22 protein-coding genes are annotated in these 22,671 nt (G+C 72.3%); 2 read left to right on the top strand and 20 right to left on the bottom strand.

All coding sequences use genetic code 11. The features are described 5' to 3' along the window. Positions 1 to 115 precede the first annotated feature (115 nt). Positions 116 to 625, top strand: a complete 510-nt coding sequence (locus tag IE295_RS20225) for a hypothetical protein (protein WP_190065095.1) — start codon at positions 116 to 118, stop codon at positions 623 to 625. A gap of 83 nt (positions 626 to 708) precedes the next feature. Here the strand turns inward: IE295_RS20225 and IE295_RS20220 are convergent, their stop codons facing one another. The 14 genes from IE295_RS20220 to pyrR all read right to left on the bottom strand — a co-directional run bounded on the left by IE295_RS20220 (position 709) and on the right by pyrR (position 17,263). Beyond that, entirely contained in the window at positions 709 to 2,853 is a 2,145-nt protein-coding gene (locus tag IE295_RS20220) for a primosomal protein N' (RefSeq protein ID WP_190065094.1), read from the bottom strand. Positions 2,854 to 2,940: 87 nt separating this feature from the next. Beyond that, on the bottom strand, positions 2,941 to 4,149 hold the full coding sequence (gene metK / locus IE295_RS20215) for a methionine adenosyltransferase (RefSeq protein ID WP_190065093.1): 1,209 nt from the start codon (positions 4,147 to 4,149) through the stop codon (positions 2,941 to 2,943). A 189-nt stretch (positions 4,150 to 4,338) separates the two neighbouring features. After that, complete coding sequence (coaBC, locus tag IE295_RS20210) at positions 4,339 to 5,541, bottom strand: bifunctional phosphopantothenoylcysteine decarboxylase/phosphopantothenate--cysteine ligase CoaBC (RefSeq protein WP_190065092.1); 1,203 nt, start codon at positions 5,539 to 5,541, stop codon at positions 4,339 to 4,341. A 131-nt stretch (positions 5,542 to 5,672) separates the two neighbouring features. Then, positions 5,673 to 5,945 (bottom strand): DNA-directed RNA polymerase subunit omega, encoded by a 273-nt coding sequence (gene rpoZ / locus IE295_RS20205; protein WP_030360466.1) that lies wholly within the window; start codon positions 5,943 to 5,945, stop codon positions 5,673 to 5,675. Positions 5,946 to 5,979: 34 nt separating this feature from the next. Then, complete coding sequence (gmk, locus tag IE295_RS20200) at positions 5,980 to 6,570, bottom strand: guanylate kinase (RefSeq protein WP_190065091.1); 591 nt, start codon at positions 6,568 to 6,570, stop codon at positions 5,980 to 5,982. Positions 6,571 to 6,666: 96 nt separating this feature from the next. Next, positions 6,667 to 6,990: an integration host factor gene (locus tag IE295_RS20195; RefSeq protein ID WP_190065090.1), complete on the bottom strand. Its 324-nt coding sequence runs from the start codon at positions 6,988 to 6,990 to the stop codon at positions 6,667 to 6,669. Positions 6,991 to 7,247: 257 nt separating this feature from the next. Further along, the gene (pyrF, locus tag IE295_RS20190; protein WP_190065089.1) at positions 7,248 to 8,099 is read right to left on the bottom strand and encodes an orotidine-5'-phosphate decarboxylase; all 852 of its coding nucleotides are present in this window, start codon (positions 8,097 to 8,099) and stop codon (positions 7,248 to 7,250) included. Beyond that, positions 8,096 to 9,214, bottom strand: coding sequence for a quinone-dependent dihydroorotate dehydrogenase (locus IE295_RS20185; protein WP_190065088.1), 1,119 nt, complete (start codon positions 9,212 to 9,214; stop codon positions 8,096 to 8,098). Before IE295_RS20185 ends, pyrF begins: the two co-directional genes overlap by 4 nt. Positions 9,215 to 9,304: 90 nt before the next feature. Continuing rightward, the gene (gene carB, locus IE295_RS20180; protein ID WP_190065087.1) at positions 9,305 to 12,613 is read right to left on the bottom strand and encodes a carbamoyl-phosphate synthase large subunit; all 3,309 of its coding nucleotides are present in this window, start codon (positions 12,611 to 12,613) and stop codon (positions 9,305 to 9,307) included. Further along, positions 12,606 to 13,748, bottom strand: coding sequence for a glutamine-hydrolyzing carbamoyl-phosphate synthase small subunit (carA, locus tag IE295_RS20175; RefSeq protein ID WP_190065086.1), 1,143 nt, complete (start codon positions 13,746 to 13,748; stop codon positions 12,606 to 12,608). Before carA ends, carB begins: the two co-directional genes overlap by 8 nt. Next, positions 13,745 to 14,329, bottom strand: a complete 585-nt coding sequence (locus IE295_RS20170; protein ID WP_190065085.1) for a PH-like domain-containing protein — start codon at positions 14,327 to 14,329, stop codon at positions 13,745 to 13,747. Before IE295_RS20170 ends, carA begins: the two co-directional genes overlap by 4 nt. Then, the gene (locus IE295_RS20165; RefSeq protein WP_190065084.1) at positions 14,326 to 15,612 is read right to left on the bottom strand and encodes a dihydroorotase; all 1,287 of its coding nucleotides are present in this window, start codon (positions 15,610 to 15,612) and stop codon (positions 14,326 to 14,328) included. The genes IE295_RS20170 and IE295_RS20165 overlap by 4 nt, the downstream gene beginning before the upstream one ends. Before the next feature lie 2 nt (positions 15,613 to 15,614). After that, the gene (locus IE295_RS20160) at positions 15,615 to 16,604 is read right to left on the bottom strand and encodes an aspartate carbamoyltransferase catalytic subunit (protein ID WP_190065083.1); all 990 of its coding nucleotides are present in this window, start codon (positions 16,602 to 16,604) and stop codon (positions 15,615 to 15,617) included. An 89-nt stretch (positions 16,605 to 16,693) separates the two neighbouring features. Beyond that, complete coding sequence (gene pyrR / locus IE295_RS20155) at positions 16,694 to 17,263, bottom strand: bifunctional pyr operon transcriptional regulator/uracil phosphoribosyltransferase PyrR (protein ID WP_190065082.1); 570 nt, start codon at positions 17,261 to 17,263, stop codon at positions 16,694 to 16,696. Between the two features lie 236 nt (positions 17,264 to 17,499). Between pyrR and bldD the strand changes: the two genes are divergently transcribed. Then, positions 17,500 to 18,000 (top strand): transcriptional regulator BldD, encoded by a 501-nt coding sequence (gene bldD, locus IE295_RS20150; protein WP_004948690.1) that lies wholly within the window; start codon positions 17,500 to 17,502, stop codon positions 17,998 to 18,000. 89 nt (positions 18,001 to 18,089) lie between these two features. Here bldD and nusB read toward each other — a convergent pair whose 3' ends face one another. From nusB to aroB, 6 genes are all read right to left on the bottom strand, one after another. Next, complete coding sequence (gene nusB / locus IE295_RS20145) at positions 18,090 to 18,518, bottom strand: transcription antitermination factor NusB (RefSeq protein ID WP_190065081.1); 429 nt, start codon at positions 18,516 to 18,518, stop codon at positions 18,090 to 18,092. Positions 18,519 to 18,520: 2 nt separating this feature from the next. Beyond that, on the bottom strand, positions 18,521 to 19,087 hold the full coding sequence (gene efp, locus IE295_RS20140) for an elongation factor P (protein ID WP_190065080.1): 567 nt from the start codon (positions 19,085 to 19,087) through the stop codon (positions 18,521 to 18,523). A 50-nt stretch (positions 19,088 to 19,137) separates the two neighbouring features. After that, positions 19,138 to 20,247: an aminopeptidase P family protein gene (locus IE295_RS20135; RefSeq protein WP_190065079.1), complete on the bottom strand. Its 1,110-nt coding sequence runs from the start codon at positions 20,245 to 20,247 to the stop codon at positions 19,138 to 19,140. Between the two features lie 74 nt (positions 20,248 to 20,321). Then, on the bottom strand, positions 20,322 to 20,990 hold the full coding sequence (locus IE295_RS20130; protein WP_190065078.1) for an AAA family ATPase: 669 nt from the start codon (positions 20,988 to 20,990) through the stop codon (positions 20,322 to 20,324). 131 nt (positions 20,991 to 21,121) lie between these two features. Next, positions 21,122 to 21,583: a type II 3-dehydroquinate dehydratase gene (gene aroQ, locus IE295_RS20125; protein WP_224323178.1), complete on the bottom strand. Its 462-nt coding sequence runs from the start codon at positions 21,581 to 21,583 to the stop codon at positions 21,122 to 21,124. Continuing rightward, complete coding sequence (aroB, locus tag IE295_RS20120) at positions 21,580 to 22,671, bottom strand: 3-dehydroquinate synthase (protein WP_190065077.1); 1,092 nt, start codon at positions 22,669 to 22,671, stop codon at positions 21,580 to 21,582. Before aroB ends, aroQ begins: the two co-directional genes overlap by 4 nt.

The raw sequence follows: 22,671 nt of genomic DNA, 5'->3' as shown, positions 1-22,671 counted from the left end.
GAGATTGACCGAACAGGGCCGCAACAGCGGCCCGCTTCCCTTGCGTTGGTTGTCAACTACCCGTCAACTTACGTCCCTTCCCGTCCCCTTCACCGCCGGTCCGAGAGGCTTGTTCATGCCCGACCACGCAACCCACGACGCCCAGGCACGGGCCAGCCTGCATCTTCTGGTCCGGGACATCGAGAGGGTCCGCCGTCAGGTGGACGCACTGCGTACCCTCACCGCTCAGCTGGGCAATGTCTACCGCCCGCGCCGCACCGGCCCGTCGGCGGGCTTCGTCGTCTACGGACGCGCGCCCGCGCCGACGGTCCGGCTGGCGCAGGAGCTGCGGGACAGCGTCGAGACGCTGGTCACCGCGGCGGTGGACTTCGACCGCTCGCTGGGCTTCTCGTGGGATGCGGTGGGTTCGGCGCTCGGCGTCACCAAGCAGGCGGTGCACCGCCGCTACGGGGCGCGGCGTGCGGGCACGCAGGGCACGGCCGAGGCCACGGAGTCGGCGGTCCGCACCGCCGAGCCGGCGGCGGTGCCGGTCGTCCCGGCGGCCCGCACGGTCCCCGGCCAGCCGGGCGCCCACCGCGAGGAGCCGCGCACGGCCTCCGCGTTCCCGGGCCCCCGCAACGGCTGAGGCGGCTCCGCCTCCGCTCCTGGGGTCGCCGACCGGGCGACCACCACGGCGCGGCGGCCCTGCGCTCACCCCGAGGGCGCCCGTCACCCGATGTCCGGCGGGTCCACCCGCAGCCGCACCGGCTCCCCGTCGCGGCGGGCGAGCCGTATCGCCTGGGCGGCCTTGAGGGCGGCGGCGAGCGCCGCGCCCTGGCCCGGGCGCACCCGGATCAGCGCACGCTCCCACCGCTCCCCCGACGGCACATCCCCCGCCCGCCGCGGCCGGCCCGGCAGGGGCTCCGGAAGGGGCACGGGGCCGAGCACCTCGGCCCCGTCCGGCAGGTCCGCCATCCCGATCAGCTCCGCGACGGCGGACGGCGGCCCGGCGACGGCCGCCATCCGGGAGACCGGCGGAAAGCCCAGCTCGGCCCGGTCGGCCAGCTCGCGCACCGCGTGCCCGGCGGGATCCCAGCGGACCAGCGCCTGAACGGGCCGCAGCGTCGGATCGGCCACGACCACCACCGTGCCGCCCGCCTCCGCGCCCCGCACCAGCGCCGCCGCCCCCAGCCAGCGGCGCAGCGCCTCCTCCCCCGCCCGCAGGTCGGGGCGGCCCAGCAGGGCCCAGCCGTCCAGCAGCAGGGCGGCCGCGTAGCCGCCCTCGGCGACCGGCTCGGCACCGGGCGTGGAGACGACCAGCGCGGGCCGGCCGGGCACGGTGTCCAGGACGTGATCGCGACCAGAGATCCGTACCGGCACGGCCGGGAACGCCCGCCCCAGCTCCTCGGCCGTACGCCGGGCCCCCACCACCTGGGCGCGCAGCCGGAAGCCTCCGCACTCGCCGCAGTGCCAGTCGCGGGCCTCCTGCCCGCACCAGCCGCAGTGCAGCGCCCCGCCCTCGCCCCGCGCCTCCAGCGGCCCCGCGCAGTGGACGCAGCGCGCGGGCTCGCGGCACCGCTCGCAGGCCAGGCGCGGTACGTAGCCCCGGCGCGGGACCTGCACCAGCACCGGCCCGTGCTTGAGGCCCTCGCGGGCGGCCTCCCAGGCGACCGTGGGCAGCCGGGCGGCGCGCGCGGCCGCGTCCCGCGCCTCGTCGGCCTCCCCCACCGTGCGCACCCGGGGCGCGAGCGCCCTCAGCCGCTCCCGGTCGGCGGCCAGCGGAAGGGCCCAGCCGGTGTCGACCAGCTGCGCCGCCTCCACGGTGCAGCCGAAGCCGCCCAGCAGGAACGCCGCCTTCTCGTGCGCGGCCCGTGAGAGCAGCACCTCGCGGGCGTGCGGCTGCGGGGCGTGCGGCTCGCTGTGGCTGGAGTCGCCGTCGTCCCAGATGGCGGCGAGCCCCAGGTCCCGTACGGGCGCGAACATCGCGGCCCGGGTGCCCACCACCGCCCGTACGGCGCCCCGGCTGACCGCCAGCCAGCGGCGGTACCGCTCCTCGGGGCCGGTGTCGGCGGTCAGCAGCACATGGCGCCCCGCACCGAGCAGCGCACTCAGCGCCGCGTCGACACGGGCCGCGGTCCGGCCGTCCGGCACGACGACGAGCGCGCCGCGCCCCGAGGCCAGCGCGGCGGCGGCCGCCCGGGCCAGCTCGTCCGCCCAGTGCGGCCCGGGGAGCGCGGTCCACACCGCACGCGGGCAGTCGCCCCGGGCGACGGCGTCCAGATAGGCGGGCCCGGCCGGATACCGCGCCCAGGTGCCCGGCTCCGGCGCGGCGGGCGGCGGCAGCGGCGCGGGCGAGGGCTCGGCCTCGATCCGGGCGTGCCGGGGCGGCACCGCCAGCTGCAGCACGTCGGCGAGCGAGCCGGCGTAGCGGTCGGCGACGGACCGGCACAGCCCCAGCAGCGCGGGGCTCAGCACCGGCTCGGGCGAGAGCACCTGGGCGAGGGCGGCCAGGGGCCCCTGGTAGTCGGACTCGGCGACCCGCTCCACGATGAACCCGTCGAGCAGCCCGCCCCCCTCGCGCCGCCCCCCGCGCACATTGCGCGCACCGGCCCCGAACCGCACCCGCACCCGCGTCCCCGGCCGGGCGTCGGCGTCCAGCTCGGCGGGCACGGCGTAGTCCCACAGCCGGTCCAGGTGCACCGGCCCCTTGTCGACCAGCACCCGCGCCACCGGCAGCTCGGCCGCCAGCGCGGCCCCCCGCCACGTCCTCGGCTTGGCCCGCGGCACCTTGGCCTTGCGCACGCTCTCCCGGATGAGCGCGAGCTGCTCCACCTCGGGAGCCTCCCGCTCCGACCGCCCGTTCTCGCTGCTCACGGCTCCAGTCCTATCAGAGGGCACTGACAACGAAAGGCGCCCCCGCTCGGAAGCGGGGGCGCCTTCGACAGGCCGGGCCGGCCGGGCCTACAGGCCCGCGGCCTTCTTCAGGGCCTCGACGCGGTCGGTGCGCTCCCAGGTGAAGTCGGGGAGCTCACGGCCGAAGTGGCCGTAGGCCGCGGTCTGGGCGTAGATCGGGCGGAGCAGGTCGAGGTCGCGGATGATCGCGGCCGGGCGGAGGTCGAAGACCTCGGCGATGGCGTTCTCGATCTTCTCGGTGTCGACCGTGTTGGTGCCGAAGGTCTCGACGAACAGGCCCACCGGCTCGGCCTTGCCGATCGCGTAGGCGACCTGGACCTCGCAGCGGGCGGCCAGGCCCGCGGCGACGACGTTCTTGGCGACCCAGCGCATGGCGTAGGCGGCCGAGCGGTCGACCTTGGACGGGTCCTTGCCGGAGAAGGCGCCGCCGCCGTGGCGGGCCATGCCGCCGTAGGTGTCGATGATGATCTTGCGGCCGGTGAGGCCGGCGTCGCCCATCGGGCCGCCGATCTCGAAGCGGCCGGTCGGGTTCACCAGGAGGCGGTAGCCGTCGGTGTCCAGCTTGATGCCGTCCTCGACGAGCTCCTTGAGGACGTGCTCGACGACGAACTCGCGGATGTCGGGTGCCAGCAGCGAGTCCAGGTCGATGTCCGACGCGTGCTGGGAGGAGACGACGACGGTGTCCAGGCGCACGGCCTTGTTGCCGTCGTACTCGATGGTGACCTGGGTCTTGCCGTCGGGGCGCAGGTAGGGGATGGTCCCGTTCTTGCGGACCTCCGACAGGCGGCGCGAGAGCCGGTGCGCGAGCTCGATCGGCAGCGGCATCAGGTTCGGGGTCTCGTCGCAGGCGTAGCCGAACATCAGGCCCTGGTCGCCCGCGCCCTGCTTGTCGAGCTCGTCCTCATCGCCCTCGACGCGCGACTCGTACGCGGTGTCGACACCCTGCGCGATGTCCGGGGACTGCGCGCCGATGGAGACCGAGACGCCGCAGGAAGCGCCGTCGAAGCCCTTCTTCGACGAGTCGTAGCCGATCTCGAGGATCTTGTTGCGCACGAGAGAGGCGATCGGCGCGTACGCCTTGGTGGTCACCTCGCCGGCCACGTGCACCAGGCCGGTGGTGATCAGGGTCTCGACGGCGACGCGGGACGTCGGGTCCTCCTTGAGGAGGGCGTCGAGAATGGAGTCGCTGATCTGGTCAGCGATCTTGTCGGGGTGACCCTCGGTGACGGACTCCGAGGTGAACAGGCGGCGGGACACATCGCTCCCTGGGGTTGCAGCGGCTGCTGGCTGATCATTTGACGGATCCGGCCGAGAGCTGCGCTCGACTCGGATCCGATGCCAGTTTATCCGGCGTTCTCGGGCTTCGAACATCCCGCCCCACATGACATGGGGCACGCCCTGTGACTCCCGTCACGAGAGCACGGCGAACCACACCCGCCTCGCGGGTCAGGCCAGACGCGGGGAGACCAGGTCCCAGACCGTGTCCGCGAGGGCCTCCTTGGGGCCGTGCGGGACCGGGGTCTCGGTGCCGTCGGGGGCCAGGACGACCGCCTCGTTCTCCTCGGAACCGAACGTCCTGCGCTCCCCCACCTCATTGACGACCAGCAGGTCACAGCCCTTGCGGGCGAGTTTGGCGCGGCCGTTGGCGAGGACGTCGTCGGTCTCGGCGGCGAAGCCCACGACGATCTGGCCGGGGCGGGCGCGGTCGGCGGAGAGCTCCGCGAGGACGTCCGGGTTGCGCACGAGCGCGACCGGCTCGGGCTCCTCGCCGTCCCGCTTCTTGATCTTGCCCTCGGCGTACCGGGCGGGCCGGAAGTCGGCCACGGCCGCGGCCATCACCACGGCGTCCGCGTCCGCCGCCGCCTTGATCACGGCTTCCCGCAGTTGAACGGCCGTCCCCACGTGGACCACGTCCACGCCGGCGGGGTCGGGCAGCTCGCTGTTGGCGGCGACGAGCGTCACCCTGGCCCCGCGGGCCACGGCGGTACGGGCCAGGGCGTACCCCTGCTTGCCCGAGGAGCGGTTGCCCAGGTACCGGACCGGGTCCAGGGGCTCGCGCGTGCCGCCGGCGCTGATGACCACGTGCCGGCCCGCGAGGTCGGGCTCCCGGGCGCCGCGGGCCAGCACCCGGCGGCAGACCTCGAAGATCTCGCCCGGCTCGGGGAAGCGGCCCTTGCCGGTGTCGACGCCGGTCAGCCGGCCGACGGCGGGCTCGAGGACGACCGCGCCGCGGCGGCGCAGCGTCGCCACGTTCTCCTGGGTGGCCGCGTTCTCCCACATCTCGGTGTGCATGGCCGGGGCGAAGACCACCGGGCAGCGGGCGGTCAGGAGGGTGTTCGTGAGCAGGTCGTCGGCCAGGCCGTGGGCGGCCTTGGCCAGCATGTCGGCGGTGGCGGGGGCCACCACGACCAGGTCGGCCTGCTGGCCGATCCGCACGTGCGGCACCTCGTGGACGGTCTCCCACACCTGGGTGACGGCGGGGTGGCCGGAGAGCGCGGACCAGGTCGCCTCGCCGACGAAGTGCAGGGCCGACTCGGTCGGCACGACCCGTACGTCGTGTCCCGACTCGGTGAGCCTGCGCAGCAGCTCGCACGCCTTGTAGGCGGCGATGCCGCCGCTGACTCCCAGGACGACCTTGGGCTTGTCCATCGCTCTCGCTTCTCCCCACGATCCCCGTGCACACGTACGTGTGTACGGGTCTATGACACACCAAAGGCCCGGCAGGGGCGCTGCCGGGCCCGTGGTGGCGCACATTCCGAAGAAATGCCGAAAAACTGCGCTTACTGCGCCGGGGCCTCGACGGCCTCGGAGGTCAGCAGACCCGCGTTGATCTCGCGGAGCGCGATGGAGAGCGGCTTCTCGTGGACGTGGGTGTCCACCAGCGGGCCGACGTACTCCAGCAGGCCCTCGCCGAGCTGCGAGTAGTACGCGTTGATCTGACGCGCGCGCTTGGCGGCGTAGATCACCAGGCTGTACTTCGAGTCGGTCGCCTCGAGCAGCTCATCAATCGGCGGGTTGATGATGCCCTCGGGCGCGGTGATGGAAGAGGACACTCTCTGCCTTCCGAAGGGGGGTGAAGAAAGATGTTCAGCTCAGCAAGGCTAGCAGCTCGCGTGCTACGTCCTCGACCGAGGTGTTGACCAGCGTGGTGTCGAACTCCGACTCCGCCGCCAGCTCGACCTTGGCGACCGTCAGCCGGCGCTCGATGACCTCGGGCGACTCGGTCCCCCGGCCGGTGAGCCGGCGGACCAGCTCGTCCCAGCTCGGCGGCGCGAGGAAGACCAGCTGGGCCTCCGGCATGGTCTCGCGGACCTGCCGGGCGCCCTGGAGGTCGATCTCCAGCAGGACCGGCTCGCCCGCCTCCAGGCGGTCGAGCACGGCCTTGCGCGGGGTGCCGTAGCGGTTGCCCGCGAACTCGGCCCACTCCAGCAGCTCGCCGTTGGCGACGAGCTTGTCGAACTCCTCGTCGTCGACGAAGAAGTACTGGACCCCCTCCCGCTCACCGGGTCGCGGCTTGCGAGTGGTGGCGGAGACCGAGAGCCACACCTCGGGGTGGGCCTTGCGCATGTGGGCGACGACCGTGCTCTTACCGACCCCGGAGGGGCCGGAGAGCACGGTCAGCCGCGGTTGTCCGGCCGGAGGGACGGGGGACGTCCCCCGGGAGACTGCAGTACTCATGCAGCGATTATCCCGGTTCCCGGGAGTGCCTGGGAACGCCGGGCCCGCCGCCGGGTGGCCTTCGGGCCGCCGTCAGGGGTGGCCGTCGGGTCGTTGTCAGGCGGCCTTGCCGCCGAACTCGCGCTCCAGGGAGGCGATCTGGTTCGAGCCGAGGCCGCGGACACGGCGGCTCTCGGAGATCCCGAGCCGTTCCATGATCTGCTTGGCGCGGACCTTGCCCACGCCGGGCAGGCTCTCCAGGAGGGCGCTGACCTTCATCTTGCCGATGACGTCGTCCTCCTGGCCCTGCTTGATGACCTCGTGCAGCGAGGCGCCGGAGTGCTTGAGTCGATTCTTGACCTCGGCGCGGGCCCGGCGAGCCGCGGCGGCCTTTTCGAGCGCGGCTGCGCGCTGTTCAGGGGTAAGGGGCGGAAGAGCCACGCCTACGTCACCTCGGATGTCGAACTGTCGGATACGGACCGGTGAGGAACCTAGTCGGCCCACACCTGCGGAGCAACGAGCAACGCGCTTGCACGTTCGCTCTCGTCGGAGACTAGCGGCCGATCCCGCTCCAGTCAGCGAGAACAAGCGAAAAGTCCTGGTCAGCCTCGATCGACCGGGACTTTTCCGGACATAATGACCGACAATTTTCCTTGGTGTTTGGCGTTAACTCGCCGCTGCCTCCGGCGTGGGACGCGCTAGCCGGCCACCGCTTCGCGCACCTCGGCGGCGAAACGCGCCGCACTCTCGCGCAGAGCGGCCGTATCCGGGCCGTGCCGGAGCACTCCGCGGCTCACATTCGGGACAACGTCCCGCACGGCCGCGCCGAAGACCTTGGGCAGGTCGGCGGCGGTGGCGCCCTGTGCTCCGATGCCGGGGGCGAGCAGCGGGCCGTTGATGGCCAGATCGGCACCCGCCGCGGCCAGGGAGTCACTCAGCGTCGCCCCGACGACCGCGCCGTACGAGCCCATGGGCTCGGCACCCGCGTTCTCGGCCCGCAGGTGGTCCAGCATCGTGGCCGCGACGCTCGAGCCGTCCGCGCGCACCGCGTGCTGCACCTCGGCGCCCTCCGGGTTGGAGGTGAGCGCGAGGACGAAGACGCCGGTGCCGCTCTCGCGCGCCAGGTCCAGCGCCGGGCGCAGCGAGCCGTAGCCCAGGTACGGGCTGACGGTGACCGCGTCGGAGAACAGCGGCGAGGCGGGGTCCAGGTAGGTCGCGGCGTACGCGGCCATGGTCGAGCCGATGTCGCCGCGCTTGGCGTCCATCAGCACGAGCGCGCCGGCGGCGCGGGAGTCGGCCACGGCCCGCTCCAGGACGGCGACGCCGCGCGAGCCGAAGCGCTCGAAGAAGGCCGACTGCGGCTTGAGGACGGCCACCCGGTCGGCCAGGGCCTCCACGACGGTGTACGTGAAGCGCTCCAGGCCCGCGATGTCGTCGGACAGGCCCCAGTCGGCGAGCAGCGAGGCGTGCGGGTCGATGCCGACGCACAGCGGACCGCGCTCGTCCATGGCGCGGCGCAGGCGGGAGCCGAAGGGTTCGGGGGTCGTCATGCGGCGGCCTTCTTCCGGGTCTCTGCGCCGACGGCCTCGGCGAGGGTGGCGTAGGGGCTGGCGGCCAGGCGCTCGGCCAGGCCGTTGTGGATCTTCCGGCACCAGAAGGGGCCCTCGTAGATGAAGGCGCTGTAGCCCTGGACGAGCGTGGCGCCCGCCAGGATGCGCTCCCAGGCGTCGTCGGCGCTCTCCACGCCCCCGACACCGACCAGGGTGATCCGGTCGCCCACACGGGCGTACAGGCGGCTCAGGACCTCCAGCGAGCGCGCCTTGAGGGGGGCGCCGGACAGGCCGCCGGCGCCGATGGCCTCGACGGTGCGCTTCGGGGTCTTCAGACCCAGTCCGTCGCGGGCGATCGTGGTGTTGGTGGCGATGATGCCGTCCAGGCCCAGCTCGACGGCGAGGTCGGCGACGGCGTCGACGTCCTCGTCGGCCAGGTCCGGGGCGATCTTCACCAGCAGCGGCACGCGGCGGTCGGTGACCGTGCGGTCCGCGGCCTCGCGGACGGCGGTGAGCAGCGGGCGCAGCGCCTCGGTGGCCTGCAGGTTGCGCAGGCCGGGCGTGTTGGGCGAGGAGACGTTGACGACGAGGTAGTCGGCGTGGACGGCGAGGCGCTCGGTGGAGGCGACGTAGTCGGCGACGGCCTCCTCTTCCGGCACGATCTTGGTCTTGCCGATGTTGACGCCGACGGTCGTGCGGAAGGCGGCCTTGCGGGCCGCCAGGCGCTCCGCGACGGCCGCCGAGCCGTCGTTGTTGAAGCCCATGCGGTTGACGAGCGCGCGGTCCGCGACGAGGCGGAAGAGGCGCTTCTTGGGGTTGCCGGGCTGCGGCTGCGCGGTGACGGTGCCGATCTCGACGTGGTCGAACCCGAGCATGCTCATGCCGTCGATGGCCGAGGCGTTCTTGTCGAAGCCGGCCGCGAGGCCGAAGGGGCCGTGCATGCGCAGGCCCAGGGCCTCGGTGCGCAGCTCCTTGTGCCGGGGGGCGAGGACCGCCGCGACGAACGTGCGCAGGACGGGGACGCGGGCGGCGGCGCGGATCCAGGCGAAGGCGAGGTGGTGGGCCCGCTCGGGGTCCATCCGCTGGAAGATCAGTCGGAAGAAGAGGGAGTACATGGTGGTGGCGGGCCTTCCACGGGCGAGGGGGGATTCCGAGAGCCGCCCACCGGCCCCCGGCGACGGCCGGGGGCGGGTGGGCGGGAGGGATCAGGACCGGGCGGCGGTGAGCCGTTCGGCGTGCTCCTGCAGGGAGCTGACGCCGACCTCGCCCCGGCTCAGCGCCTCGATGCCCTGGACGGCGGCGGCGAGCGCCTGGACCGTGGTCAGGCAGGGGACCGCCCGGGCGACGGCGGCGGTGCGGATCTCGTAGCCGTCGAGGCGGCCGCCGGTGCCGTAGGGGGTGTTGACGATCAGGTCGACCTGGCCGTCGTGGATGAGCTGGACGATGGTCTTCTCGCCGTTCGGCCCCTCGCCCTCGCTCTGCTTGCGCACGACGGTGGCGTTGATGCCGTTGCGGCGCAGCACCTCGGCGGTGCCGGAGGTGGCGAGCAGCTCGAAGCCGTGGGCGACCAGCTCACGGGCCGGGAAGATCATCGACCGCTTGTCGCGGTTGGCGACGGAGACGAACGCGCGGCCCTTGGTGGGCAGGGCGCCGTACGCGCCGGCCTGCGACTTGGCGTAGGCCGTGCCGAAGACCTTGTCGATGCCCATGACCTCGCCGGTGGAGCGCATCTCCGGGCCGAGGACGGTGTCCACGCCGCGGCCGGAGGCGTCGCGGAAGCGCGACCACGGCATGACGGCCTCCTTGACGGAGATCGGCGCGTCCAGCGGCAGGGTGCCGCCGTCGCCGGTCTTCGGCAGCATGCCCTCCTCGCGCAGGTCGGCGATGGTGGCGCCCAGGGAGATGCGGGCGGCGGCCTTCGCCAGCGGCACGGCGGTCGCCTTCGAGGTGAAGGGGACCGTGCGGGAGGCGCGCGGGTTGGCCTCGAGCACGTAGAGGATGTCGCCGGCCATCGCGAACTGGATGTTGATCAGGCCGCGCACGCCGACGCCCTTGGCGATGGCCTCGGTGGAGGCCCGCAGCCGCTTGATGTCGAAGCCGCCGAGGGTGATCGGGGGCAGCGCGCAGGCGGAGTCGCCGGAGTGGATGCCGGCCTCCTCGATGTGCTCCATGACGCCGCCGAGGTAGAGCTCCTGACCGTCGTAGAGCGCGTCGACGTCGATCTCGATCGCGTCGTCGAGGAAGCGGTCGATGAGCACCGGGTGCTCGGAGATCAGGCCCGCGTGCCGCTCGAGGTAGCCGGCCAGCGAGGGCTCGTCGTAGACGATCTCCATGCCGCGGCCGCCGAGCACGTAGGACGGGCGGACCATGACCGGGTAGCCGATGCCGGCGGCGATGCCCTTGGCCTCCTCGAAGGAGTAGGCCGTGCCGTACTTGGGCGCGGGCAGGCCCGCCTCGGTGAGCACGCGGCCGAAGGCGCCGCGCTCCTCGGCGAGGTCGATGGCCTCGGGCGAGGTGCCGACGATCGGCACGCCGTTGTCCTTGAGCGCCTGGGCCAGGCCCAGCGGCGTCTGGCCGCCGAGCTGGACGATGACGCCCGCGACGGGGCCGGCCTGCATCTCGGCGTGGACGATCTCCAGGACGTCCTCCAGGGTGAGCGGCTCGAAGTAGAGCCGGTCGGAGGTGTCGTAGTCGGTGGAGACGGTCTCGGGGTTGCAGTTGACCATCACGGTCTCGTAGCCGGCGTCGCTGAGCGCGAACGAGGCGTGGACGCAGGAGTAGTCGAACTCGATGCCCTGGCCGATGCGGTTCGGGCCCGAGCCCAGGATGATCACGGCGGGCTTCTCGCGCGGCGCGACCTCGGACTCCTCGTCGTAGGAGGAGTAGAAGTACGGCGTCTTCGCGGCGAACTCGGCGGCGCAGGTGTCGACCGTCTTGTAGACCGGGCGGACGCCGAGGGCCTGGCGGACCTCGCGGACGACGTCCTCGCGCAGGCCGCGGATCGCGCCGATCTGGGCGTCGGAGAAGCCGTGGCGCTTGGCCTCGGCCAGCAGCTCGGGCTGGAGCTTGTCGGCGGCGGCCAGCTCGTCGGCGATCTCCTTGATCAGGAAGAGCTGGTCGACGAACCAGGGGTCGATCTTCGTCGCGTCGAAGACCTCCTCCGGGGTGGCGCCGGCGCGGATGGCGGCCATGACGGTGTTGATCCGGCCGTCGGTGGGGCGGACCGCCTTCTCCAGCAGCTCCGCCTTGTCGCCGGGCTCGGAGACGAAGTCGAACTGCGAGCCCTTCTTCTCCAGCGAGCGCAGCGCCTTCTGCAGGGCCTCGGTGAAGTTGCGGCCGATGGCCATGGCCTCGCCGACCGACTTCATGGTCGTGGTGAGGGTGGCGTCGGCGGCCGGGAACTTCTCGAACGCGAAGCGGGGCGCCTTGACCACGACGTAGTCGAGCGTGGGCTCGAAGGACGCCGGGGTCTTCTCGGTGATGTCGTTGGGGATCTCGTCCAGCGTGTAGCCGACGGCCAGGCGGGCGGCGATCTTGGCGATCGGGAAGCCGGTGGCCTTGGACGCGAGCGCCGAGGAGCGCGAGACGCGCGGGTTCATCTCGATGACGATGACCCGGCCGTCCTCGGGGTTGACCGCGAACTGGATGTTGCAGCCGCCGGTGTCGACGCCGACCTCGCGGATGATCGCGATGCCGACGTCGCGCAGGATCTGGTACTCGCGGTCGGTGAGCGTCATCGCCGGGGCGACGGTGATGGAGTCACCGGTGTGCACGCCCATCGGGTCGAAGTTCTCGATGGAGCAGACGACCACGACGTTGTCGTTCCGGTCGCGCATCAGCTCCAGCTCGTACTCCTTCCAGCCGAGGATGGACTCCTCCAGGAGCACCTCGGTGGTCGGGGAGAGCGTGAGGCCCTGGCCGGCGATGCGGCGCAGCTCCTCCTCGTCGTGGGCGAAGCCGGAGCCGGCGCCGCCCATGGTGAAGGAGGGGCGGACGACGACGGGGTAGCCGCCGAGCGTCTCGACGCCCGCGAGGACCTCGTCCATGGTGTGGCAGATGACCGAGCGGGCGGACTCGCCGTGCCCGATCTTGGCGTTGACGGCCTCGACGACGCCCTTGAACAGGTCGCGGTCCTCGCCCTTGTGGATGGCCTCGACGTTGGCGCCGATCAGCTCGACGCCGTACTTCTCCAGGACGCCGTTCTCGTGCATCGAGATCGCGGTGTTGAGCGCGGTCTGGCCGCCGAGGGTGGGCAGGAGCGCGTCGGGGCGCTCCTTGGCGATGATCTTCTCGACGAACTCCGGGGTGATCGGCTCGACGTACGTGGCGTCGGCGATCTCCGGGTCGGTCATGATCGTGGCCGGGTTGGAGTTGACGAGGATGACCCGCAGGCCCTCGGCCTTCAGCACCCGGCAGGCCTGGGTGCCGGAGTAGTCGAACTCCGCGGCCTGGCCGATGACGATCGGGCCGGAGCCGATGACCAGAACGGACTGGATGTCGGTGCGCTTAGGCACGCTGGCCCTCCATCAGGGAGACGAAGCGGTCGAACAGGTACGCGGCGTCGTGCGGTCCTGCGGCTGCCTCGGGGTGGTACTGGACGCTGAATGCCGGCTGGTCGAGCAGCTGGAGGCCTTCGACCACGTTGTCGTTGAGACAGACGTGGGAGACCTCGACCCGGCCGTAGGGCGTGTCGGTCGCCTTGTCGAGCGGGGCGTCGACGGCGAAGCCGTGGTTGTGGGCGGTGACCTCGACCTTGCCGGTCGTACGGTCCTGCACGGGCTGGTTGATGCCCCGGTGGCCGTACTTCAGCTTGTAGGTGCCGAAGCCGAGGGCGCGGCCGAGGATCTGGTTGCCGAAGCAGATGCCGAACAGGGGGGTCTTCCGGGAGAGGACCTCGCGCATCACGGAGACCGGGTGGTCGGCGGTGGCCGGGTCGCCGGGGCCGTTGGAGAAGAACACGCCGTCGGGGTTCACGGCGTAGACGTCCTCGGCGGTGGCGGTCGCGGGCAGGACGTGCACCTCGATGCCGCGCTCGGCCATCCGGTGCGGGGTCATGCCCTTGATGCCCAGGTCGACCGCGGCGACGGTGAACTTCTTCTCGCCGATCGCGGGGACGACGTACGTCTCCTTGGTGGCGACCTCGGCGGAGAGGTCGGCGCCCTTCATCTCGGGGGCCTGGCGGACCTCGGCGAGCATGACACCCTCGTCGGGCAGCGCGTTGCCGGAGAAGATGCCGACGCGCATCGCGCCGCGCTCGCGCAGGTGGCGGGTGAGCGCGCGGGTGTCGATGCCGCTGATGCCGACGACGCCCTGGCGGGCCAGCTCGTCGTCCAGGGAGCGGCGCGAGCGCCAGTTGGACGGGACGCGGGCGGGGTCGCGGACGACGTACCCGGCGACCCAGATGCGGCCGGACTCGGGGTCCTCGTCGTTGACGCCGGTGTTGCCGACGTGCGGGGCCGTCATGACGACGACCTGGCGGTGGTACGAGGGGTCGGTGAGGGTCTCCTGGTAGCCGGTCATGCCGGTGGAGAACACGGCCTCGCCGAAGGTCGACCCCACGGCCCCGTAGGCGCGGCCGCGGAACGTACGTCCGTCCTCCAGGACAAGTACGGCGGGGAGCTTGCCGGTCCCCCTGGGGGAGGTCGTCATCGTGCGCCTTCCATGTCGGTGCTGTGCTGGTTGTGCGAGGGGGCGAGGGCCTGGAGGGCCTCCACCCACGCCGTGTGCTCGGCCGCCCGGTCGGAGCGGAAGCCGGAGTCGATCGTGGTGTCGCCGTGCTGCCAGGTGATCACGAGCAGGCCGCCCTCGGCGAGGACCTTGCCCGCGATGCCCTTGTCGAGCCGGGCGCCGCGCAGCGCGGCGGCCGGGACGAAGAAGTCCTGGGCGCCGGGCCGGGTGACGGCCAGGCCCTGCTCCGTCAGGGTGAGCTCGGCCCGGCTGCGGGTGCCCAGGCCGTGCGCGACGATGCGGTCGAGCCACTCGCCGGCGGTGGTGGAGCCGTGGTAGCGGCCGCTCATCGTGAGGGTGGGCTCGCCCGGCTCGGCCGGGGCGGCGGGCAGCTCGGGCAGGCCGCCCTGGAGCGTGCCGCGCCACTTCCAGCCCTCGCGCATCAGCCAGTACACCAGCGCGATGAAGAGCAGCAGGCCGACGACCCAGCCGAGGCGCGCGGCCCAGTCGGTGACGTCGGCGGACTTCCGCTCGGCCGCCAGATTGATGAGTGCAGATGTCACGCGAGATTCCCGTCCACGACCGTCGCCCGGCCCCGCAGGAAGGTGTGGGTGACGCGACCCGGCAGCTCACGACCCTCGTAGGGGGTGTTGCGGCTGCGGGAGGCGAAGCCCGCGGGGTCCACGACACCACGGTAAGCGGAATCGACGAGGGTGAGGTTGGCGGGCTCCCCGGCGGCGATGGGGCGGCCGTGACCGGAGAGGCTGCCGATGCGGGCGGGCTTGAACGACATGCGCTCGGCGACGCCGGCCCAGTCCAGCAGCCCGGTCTCGACCATCGTGTCCTGGACGACCGACAGCGCGGTCTCCAGGCCCACCATGCCCATGGCGGCCGCGGCCCACTCGCAGTCCTTGTCCTCGTGCGGGTGCGGGGCGTGGTCGGTGGCCACGATGTCGATCGTGCCGTCGGCCAGGGCCTCGCGCAGCGCCATCACGTCGCGCTCGGTGCGCAGCGGCGGGTTGACCTTGTAGACCGGGTTGTACGAGCGGACGAGCTCGTCGGTCAGGAGCAGGTGGTGCGGGGTGACCTCGGCGGTGACGTCGATGCCGCGCGACTTGGCCCAGCGGACGATCTCGACGGAGCCGGCCGTGGACAGGTGGCAGATGTGCACCCGGGAGCCGACGTGCTCGGCGAGGAGGACGTCGCGGGCGATGACCGACTCCTCGGCGACGGCCGGCCAGCCGCCCAGGCCGAGCTCGGCGGAGACGACGCCCTCGTTCATCTGGGCGCCCTCGGTGAGCCGGGGCTCCTGGGCGTGCTGGGCGACGACGCCGCCGAAGGCCTTCACGTACTCCAGCGCACGGCGCATGATCACCGCGTCGTCGACGCACTTGCCGTCGTCGGAGAAGACGGTGACGCCGGCGGCGGAGTCGTGCATGGCGCCGAGCTCGGCGAGCTGCTTGCCCTCGAGTCCGACCGTGACGGCGCCGATGGGCTGCACGTCGCAGTAGCCCGACTCCTTGCCCAGGCGCCAGACCTGCTCGACGACGCCGGCGGTGTCGGCGACGGGGAAGGTGTTGGCCATGGCGAAGACGGCGGTGTAGCCGCCGCTCGCGGCGGCGCGGGTGCCGGTCAGGACGGTCTCGGAGTCCTCGCGGCCGGGCTCGCGCAGGTGGGTGTGGAGGTCGACCAGGCCGGGCAGCAGGATCTTGCCGTCGGCCTCGATCACCTGGGCGCCCTCGGCGCTCAGGCCGGTGCCGACCTCGGCGATGGTCTCGCCGTCGATGAGCACGTCCTGCGGCTCGCCGCCGAGGACCTTCGCACCACGGATCAGGATCTTCGTCATGGTTACTTGTTCTCCTCGGTGCGGGCGGTGGCGTTGTTCGTGACGGCCGGCTCGGAGCCGCCGAGCAGCAGGTACAGGACGGCCATGCGGGTCGAGACGCCGTTGGCGACCTGCTCGACGGCCGTGCAGCGCGCGGAGTCGGCGACCTCGGCGGTGATCTCCATGCCGCGGTTCATCGGGCCGGGGTGCATCACGACGGCGTGCTCCGGCATCTTCGCCATGCGGTCGCCGTCGAGGCCGTAGCGGCGCGCGTACTCGCGCTCGGTCGGGAAGAACGCGGCGTTCATCCGCTCGCGCTGCACCCGCAGCATCATCACGGCGTCGGACTTCGGCAGCACCGCGTCGAGGTCGTAGGAGACCTCGCAGGGCCAGCTCTCGACGCCCACCGGCACCAGCGTGGGCGGCGCGACCAGCGTGACCTCGGCGCCGAGGGTGTGCAGCAGGAGCACGTTGGAGCGGGCGACGCGGCTGTGCAGCACGTCGCCGACGATCGTGATGCGGCGCCCGGACAGGTCCTTGCCGAGCCCGGCGTCCCGGCCGACCAGGCGGCGGCGCATGGTGAAGGCGTCCAGCAGGGCCTGGGTGGGGTGCTCGTGGGTGCCGTCGCCGGCGTTGACGACGGCGCCGTCGATCCAGCCGGAGTTCGCCAGCCGGTAGGGGGCGCCGGAGGCGTGGTGGCGGATGACGACCGCGTCCGCGCCCATGGCCTCCAGGGTCAGGGCGGTGTCCTTGAGCGACTCGCCCTTGGAGACCGAGGAGCCCTTGGCGGAGAAGTTGATGACGTCGGCGGAGAGCCGCTTGGCGGCGGCCTCGAACGAGATGCGGGTCCGCGTCGAGTCCTCGAAGAAGAGGTTGACGACGGTGCGGCCGCGCAGGGTCGGCAGCTTCTTGATGGGCCGGTCGGCGACCCGGGCCATTTCCTCGGCGGTGTCGAGGATCAGGACGGCGTCGTCGCGGGTGAGGTCGGCGGCCGAGATGAGATGGCGCTGCATCCGGTTGCTCCGTGGTTGAGGAGGTATGCGGGGGTACGGACGGGCATGCCGCGGCACGGCCCCGGGATCACCGGGTCCGTGACGGGGGACTACTGCCCGTCGGCCGGGGCGGTCGCGCCCGCGCCGAGGAGCACGCTGTCGCGGCCGTCCTCCTCGGTCAGGTGGACCTTGACCGTCTCCCGCAACGACGTGGGGAGGTTCTTGCCGACGTAGTCGGCACGGATGGGAAGTTCACGGTGGCCGCGGTCGACGAGGACGGCCAGCTGGACGGCGCGCGGCCGGCCGAGGTCGTTCATGGCGTCGAGGGCGGCGCGGATGGTGCGGCCGGAGAAGAGCACGTCGTCGACGAGGATGACGAGCTTGCCGTCGATGCCCTCGCCGGGGATCTCGGTGCGCGCGAGGGCACGGGCCGGGCGCAGCCGCAGATCGTCGCGGTACATGGTGATGTCGAGGGAGCCGACCGGCATCTTGCCGCCGGTGATCTCCTCGAGCTTGGCCGCCAGCCGGCGGGCGAGGAAGACGCCACGCGTGGGGATGCCGAGGAGTACGACGTCGTCGGCGCCCTTGGCGCGCTCGACGATCTCATGAGCGATCCGGGTCAGGACCCGGGCGATGTCCGGTGCTTCCAGCACGGGACGCGCAGCAGGAATTGCGTCCATACGAAACGGACCTCCTTCTCCGCCTCACGGGACGGACTTTAAAGGACGTCGGATTTACATGTTTCACCGTACCAGCACCGCCGGGCGCCTCTTGCCATCACCCCCTGACGGCCCAGAGCGGGCGGCATTCGGCTTGACGAACCGAGATTACGCTGCGTAACCTCACAGTGAGTTACCAGACACGCGGCAGTCGCAGAAGACGCCGTCGCACGTCGATACAGCGTCCGGGGAGCTTTATGTCCAGCGAATACGCCAAACAGCTCGGGGCCAAGCTCCGCGCCATCCGCACCCAGCAGGGCCTCTCCCTTCATGGCGTCGAGGAGAAGTCCCAGGGGCGCTGGAAGGCCGTCGTAGTGGGTTCGTACGAGCGCGGCGACCGTGCCGTGACCGTGCAGCGCCTTGCCGAGCTGGCCGACTTCTACGGTGTGCCCGTGCAGGAGCTGCTGCCCGGCACCACGCCCGGCGGCGCCGCCGAGCCCCCGCCGAAGCTGGTCCTGGACCTGGAGCGTCTCGCCCACGTCCCGGCCGAGAAGGCGGGCCCGCTCCAGCGCTACGCCGCGACCATCCAGAGCCAGCGCGGCGACTACAACGGCAAGGTCCTCTCGATCCGCCAGGACGACCTGCGCACCCTCGCCGTGATCTACGACCAGTCGCCCTCGGTGCTCACCGAGCAGCTGATCAGCTGGGGCGTCCTGGACGCCGACGCGCGTCGTGCCGTGCAGCACGAGGACGCGTAGCGGCCGCAGGGCGGCCTTCTTTTGCCGATAACAAACCGCCGTGGGGCGGGAAACCCGGCCGGGTTTCCCGCCCCACGGCGGTTGTTGCGTTATGAGCGCCGAATGCTCGGCTTGAGCTCCTTGAAACGACCCAGCAGGCCGTTGACAAAGGCGGGCGAGTCGTCGGTGGAGAACTCCTTGGCGAGCTGCACCGCCTCGTCGATCGCCACCGCGTCCGGGGTCTCGTCCTCCCAGATCAGCTCGTACGCACCGAGCCGGACGATGTTCCGGTCCGCGGCGGGCATCCGGTCCAGGTCCCAGTCGACCGCGTAGGTGGCGATCAGCTCGTCGATCCGCGCGACGTGCTGCGCGTAACCCTCGACGAGCTGCATCGTGTACGGATTGACCGACGGCTGACGGTCGTCGGACCGGGCAAGCCGGATCCAGTCCGCGAGGACGTTCTGCACGGTGGAACCGCGCTGGTCGGCCTCGAAGAGGATCTGGAAGGCGCGCTTACGTGCCTTGCTGCGGGCGGACACGGTTAGCTGTTCACCCGGCCGAGGTAATCGCCGGTGCGCGTGTCGACCTTGATCTTCTCACCCGTGGTGATGAAGAGCGGGACCTGGATCTCGTAGCCGGTCTCGAGCTTCGCGGGCTTGGTGCCGCCGGTGGAGCGGTCGCCCTGGACACCCGGGTCGGTGTGCTCGATGACGAGCTCGACCGCGGCCGGCAGCTCGACGTAGAGCACCTCTTCGCCGTGCTTCGCGACGGTGGCCTCGAAGCCCTCGAGCAGGAAGTTGGCGGCGTCGCCGACGGCCTTGCGGTCGACGTGCAGCTGGTCGTACGTGTCCATGTCCATGAAGACGAAGTACTCGCCGTCCATGTACGAGAACTGCATCGTCCGCTTGTCAACGGTGGCCGTCTCGACCTTCACGCCGGCGTTGAAGGTCTTGTCGACCACCTTGCCGGAGAGCACGTTCTTCAGCTTCGTACGGACGAAGGCGGGGCCCTTACCGGGCTTGACGTGCTGGAACTCGACGACGGACCAGAGCTGGCCGCCTTCGAGCTTGAGCACCATGCCGTTCTTGAGGTCGTTCGTGGATGCCACGGTTGCGGTATCTCCTGGGCTGGTGGAACCAGAAAGTGCGATGCGCCCGGCTAGAGCGCGAGCAGCTCTTTGGTCGTAATGGTGAGTAGCTCGGGTCCGCCGTCCGCCTCGGGGCGGACGACGAGCGTGTCATCGATCCGGACGCCGCCCCGCCCCGGGAGGTGGACTCCCGGATCTACGGTGACCGGCACGCAAGCGTCCAGTTTACCCATTGCCGACGGTGCCAGCCGAGGGTCCTCGTCGTTTTCGAGCCCCACGCCGTGGCCGATGCGGGGTCCGACCCGCTCGCCGTGGCCCGCGGCCTCCAGCACGACCCGTGCCGCACGGTCCACGTCACGGTACGCCGCGCCGGGCGCCAGGGCCTCCCGGCCCGCCCGCTGGGCTGCGAACACCTGCTCGTACAGCTCGATCTGCCAGTCCGCCGGGGAGGATCCGATCACAAACGTACGAGCGATTTCGCTCCGGTATCCACGATAGTCCGCGCCCAGGCAGACGCTGAGGAAATCACCCTCCTCCACCCGGCGGTCGGTCGGCACGTGACCGGCGCGCCCCGAGTTCGGCCCGGCACCCACCGAGGTGGGAAAGGCCGCCGCGTCCGCGCCGTGGTCGATCAGCCGGCGCTCCAGCTCCAGCGCCAGGTGCCGCTCGGTGCGCCCGACGAGTATCGACTCCAGCAGCTCCCCCAGCGCCTGGTCGGCGATCTCGGCGGCGATCCGCAGGTGCGAGATCTCCTCGTCGTCCTTGACGATCCGCTGCTGCTCGACGGCCGTGCCCAGGTCCTCCAGGCGCGCGCGGGGCGCCACCGAACGCACCGCCCGGTGCCGGGCCACGGTCAGGTGGTGCTCCTCCAGGGCCAGCGAGCGCGCCCCGGCCTCGACGGCCCGCTCCGCGGCCGCGACGGCAGGATCCCCCTCCGGGCTCGGCAGCACGAGGACGCCCAGGTCGTCGGCGGGCCGGCCGGCGCCGGTGACGTCCGCGAAGGGATCGACACCGCACACGAGCACGTCGGCGCCCGGACCCAGGAGGAGTACGGCACCGGCCGGGGCGCCGCCCGCCAGGTAGCGCACGTTGGCCTCGCCGGAGACCAGGGCGGCCTCGCTGCCGACCGCCTCGCACCGCTCGCGCAGCCTGGAGCGCCGTGCCGCGTACACCTCGGACATGCTTCCGAGCGTACGTTCGGCGGCGCTTTCCGGCCTTCCGGGGGACTCCGACCGGGGCTGCCGGCGGCGGGGTGCTACCAGGCGGTGAGGGCGCGGGCGACGACCTCGTCGAGGAGCCGGGCCGTGGTGGCGACGTCCTGGTGGGTGTTGTCGATGATGGGCAGCCCCGAGCCGTACCAGCCGGCCATCCGGCCGTGGATCCGGGCGACCTCCTCGTCGCTGAGCCGGCGGTTCCCGCTGCGTTCGGCGTTGCGTTCGAGGACCACCTCCAGGCCCGGCAGCAGCACCACGGGCAGCAGGCCGGGGCCCACGTGCCGCTTCCAGCCGCCCAGGCCCACGACGGGCCGGTCGGGGAAGACGGCGTCGTCGAGGATGCAGGAGATGCCGTTGGCGAGGAAGTTGCGGGCGGCGAAGCCGCAGGTGCGCCGGGCGAGGCGGTACTGCGCCTCGGAGTGGTCGTTCCAGCCGGACTGCGGGTCCGCGAAGCCGGAGCGCACCCATTCGCGCACGTCGTCCAGGCTGATGTGGGCCGTGGGCACCCGGCGGGTGTCCGCCCAGTGCCGGGCCACGGTGGTCTTGCCGGCGCCGGCGGGGCCGATGAGGAGCACCGCGACGGCGGCGGTGGAGGCGTCGGCCGCCGCGGGGGCCGGGGGAACGTGTCCGGTGGCCTCGTTCCCCGGCGGGGGAACGGCCGGCATCGGGGGGTGGGCCGGGGGCAGCGGCGGTCCCACGGGGTACTGCATCCGGTGGCACTCCGTCTCGTGCGGTCGCGTGGTGAAGGGCGCTGGGCCAGACGGGAGAGTACCGGAGACCGCCCTCCCCGGCCGTCGCACCGCTCAACGGCCGGGGGTGACGCGAAGTGCCCGACGGGCCGTCAGCCCGCCAGTTCCTCCGCCAGCGCGCGCAGCGCGAGCCGGTAGGAACCGATGCCGAAGCCCGCCACGGTGCCGCTGGCGACCGCCGCGATGACGGAGGTGTGGCGGAACTCCTCCCGGGCGTACGGGTTGGAGATGTGCACCTCGATCAGCGGCGCGGTGCGCTGCGCGGCCGCGTCCCGCATGGCGTACGAGTAGTGCGTGAAGGCGCCGGGGTTGATGACCACGGGCAGCGCGCCGTCGGCGGCCTCGTGCAGCCAGCGGACCAGCTCGCCCTCGTCGTTGGTCTCGCGGACCTCGACGTCGAGGCCGAGCTCGCCGCCCAGCGTCGTGCAGGCCTCCACCAGCCCCTTGTAGGACGTCGAGCCGTACACGTCGGGCTCGCGGGAGCCGAGCCGCCCCAGGTTGGGGCCGTTCAGCACCAGCACCTTGCGGGCGCCCACGCCGCTCACGCCGCTCACGCCGCGATCTCGGCGTGTGCGGCCAGCAGCATCGCCGGGTCCGGGCCCTCCAGCACGGTCGGCCTGGCCAGCCCGTCCAGGACGATGAAGCGCAGCCGGTCGCCGCGGGTCTTCTTGTCGACCTTCATGGTCTCCAGCAGCTTCGGCCACTGGTCACCGCGGTAGGTGACGGGCAGCCCCACGGACTCGAGGACCGTGCGGTGCCGGTCGGCCGTGGCGTCGTCCAGGCGCCCGGCGATCCGGCCGAGCTCGGCCGCGAAGACCATGCCGACGGCCACGGCCGCGCCGTGCCGCCAGTTGTAGCGCTCGTTCTTCTCGATGGCGTGGGCGAGGGTGTGCCCGTAGTTGAGGATCTCGCGCAGGCCGGACTCCTTGAGGTCGGAGGAGACGACCTCCGCCTTGACCCGGATCGAGCGCTCGATCAGCTCGGCGGTGTGCGGGCCGGCGGGCGTACGGGCGGCCTCGGGGTCGGCCTCGATGAGCTCGAGGATGGCCGGGTCGGCGATGAAGCCGGCCTTGATGATCTCGGCGAGCCCGCTGACGTAGTCGTGGACCGGCAGCGACTCCAGCGCGGCCAGGTCACACAGCACGCCGGCCGGCGGGTGGAAGGCGCCGACGAGGTTCTTGCCCTCGGCGGTGTTGATGCCGGTCTTGCCGCCGACGGCCGCGTCGACCATGCCCAGCACGGTGGTGGGCACGGCGATCCAGCGCACCCCGCGCAGCCAGGTGGCGGCCACGAAGCCGGCCACGTCGGTGGTGGCCCCGCCGCCCACGCCGACGATCACGTCGGTGCGGGTGAAGTTGGTCTGCCCGAGGGCCTTCCAGCAGTAGGCGGCGACCTCGACGGTCTTGGACTCCTCGGCGTTCGGGAGCTGGATCGCGATGGCCTCGTAGCCCTGGGCGGCCAGGTCCTCGCGGATCGCCTCGCCGGTCTCGGCGAGCGCCTCCGGGTGCAGCACGGCGACCCGCTTGGCCTGGGGGCCGATGAGGCCGGGCAGCTCGCCCAGCAGCCGGTGGCCGACCAGGACCTCGTACGGCGCGCTGCCCGCGCTGCCGGCGACCTGGATGCGGGTGGGGGCGTCGGTCAT

Origin of the sequence: Streptomyces griseocarneus, from assembly GCF_014655595.1 — a bacterium.
Lineage (GTDB): Bacteria > Actinomycetota > Actinomycetes > Streptomycetales > Streptomycetaceae > Streptomyces > Streptomyces griseocarneus.
This window is presented reverse-complemented; position numbering and strand designations above follow the sequence as displayed.

Coding starts and splice junctions, on each gene's coding strand:
- coaBC (WP_190065092.1), bottom strand. CDS start 5,541: ATGGACAAGCCCAAGGTCGTCCTGGGAGTCAGCGGCGGCATCGCCGCC.
- pyrF (WP_190065089.1), bottom strand. CDS start 8,099: ATGACGACCCCCGAACCCTTCGGCTCCCGCCTGCGCCGCGCCATGGAC.
- gmk (WP_190065091.1), bottom strand. CDS start 6,570: ATGAGTACTGCAGTCTCCCGGGGGACGTCCCCCGTCCCTCCGGCCGGA.
- IE295_RS20160 (WP_190065083.1), bottom strand. CDS start 16,604: ATGCAGCGCCATCTCATCTCGGCCGCCGACCTCACCCGCGACGACGCC.
- pyrR (WP_190065082.1), bottom strand. CDS start 17,263: ATGGACGCAATTCCTGCTGCGCGTCCCGTGCTGGAAGCACCGGACATC.
- IE295_RS20165 (WP_190065084.1), bottom strand. CDS start 15,612: ATGACGAAGATCCTGATCCGTGGTGCGAAGGTCCTCGGCGGCGAGCCG.
- IE295_RS20185 (WP_190065088.1), bottom strand. CDS start 9,214: ATGTACTCCCTCTTCTTCCGACTGATCTTCCAGCGGATGGACCCCGAG.
- bldD (WP_004948690.1), top strand. CDS start 17,500: ATGTCCAGCGAATACGCCAAACAGCTCGGGGCCAAGCTCCGCGCCATC.
- IE295_RS20135 (WP_190065079.1), bottom strand. CDS start 20,247: ATGTCCGAGGTGTACGCGGCACGGCGCTCCAGGCTGCGCGAGCGGTGC.
- carA (WP_190065086.1), bottom strand. CDS start 13,748: ATGACGACCTCCCCCAGGGGGACCGGCAAGCTCCCCGCCGTACTTGTC.
- IE295_RS20130 (WP_190065078.1), bottom strand. CDS start 20,990: ATGCAGTACCCCGTGGGACCGCCGCTGCCCCCGGCCCACCCCCCGATG.
- aroB (WP_190065077.1), bottom strand. CDS start 22,671: ATGACCGACGCCCCCACCCGCATCCAGGTCGCCGGCAGCGCGGGCAGC.
- IE295_RS20225 (WP_190065095.1), top strand. CDS start 116: ATGCCCGACCACGCAACCCACGACGCCCAGGCACGGGCCAGCCTGCAT.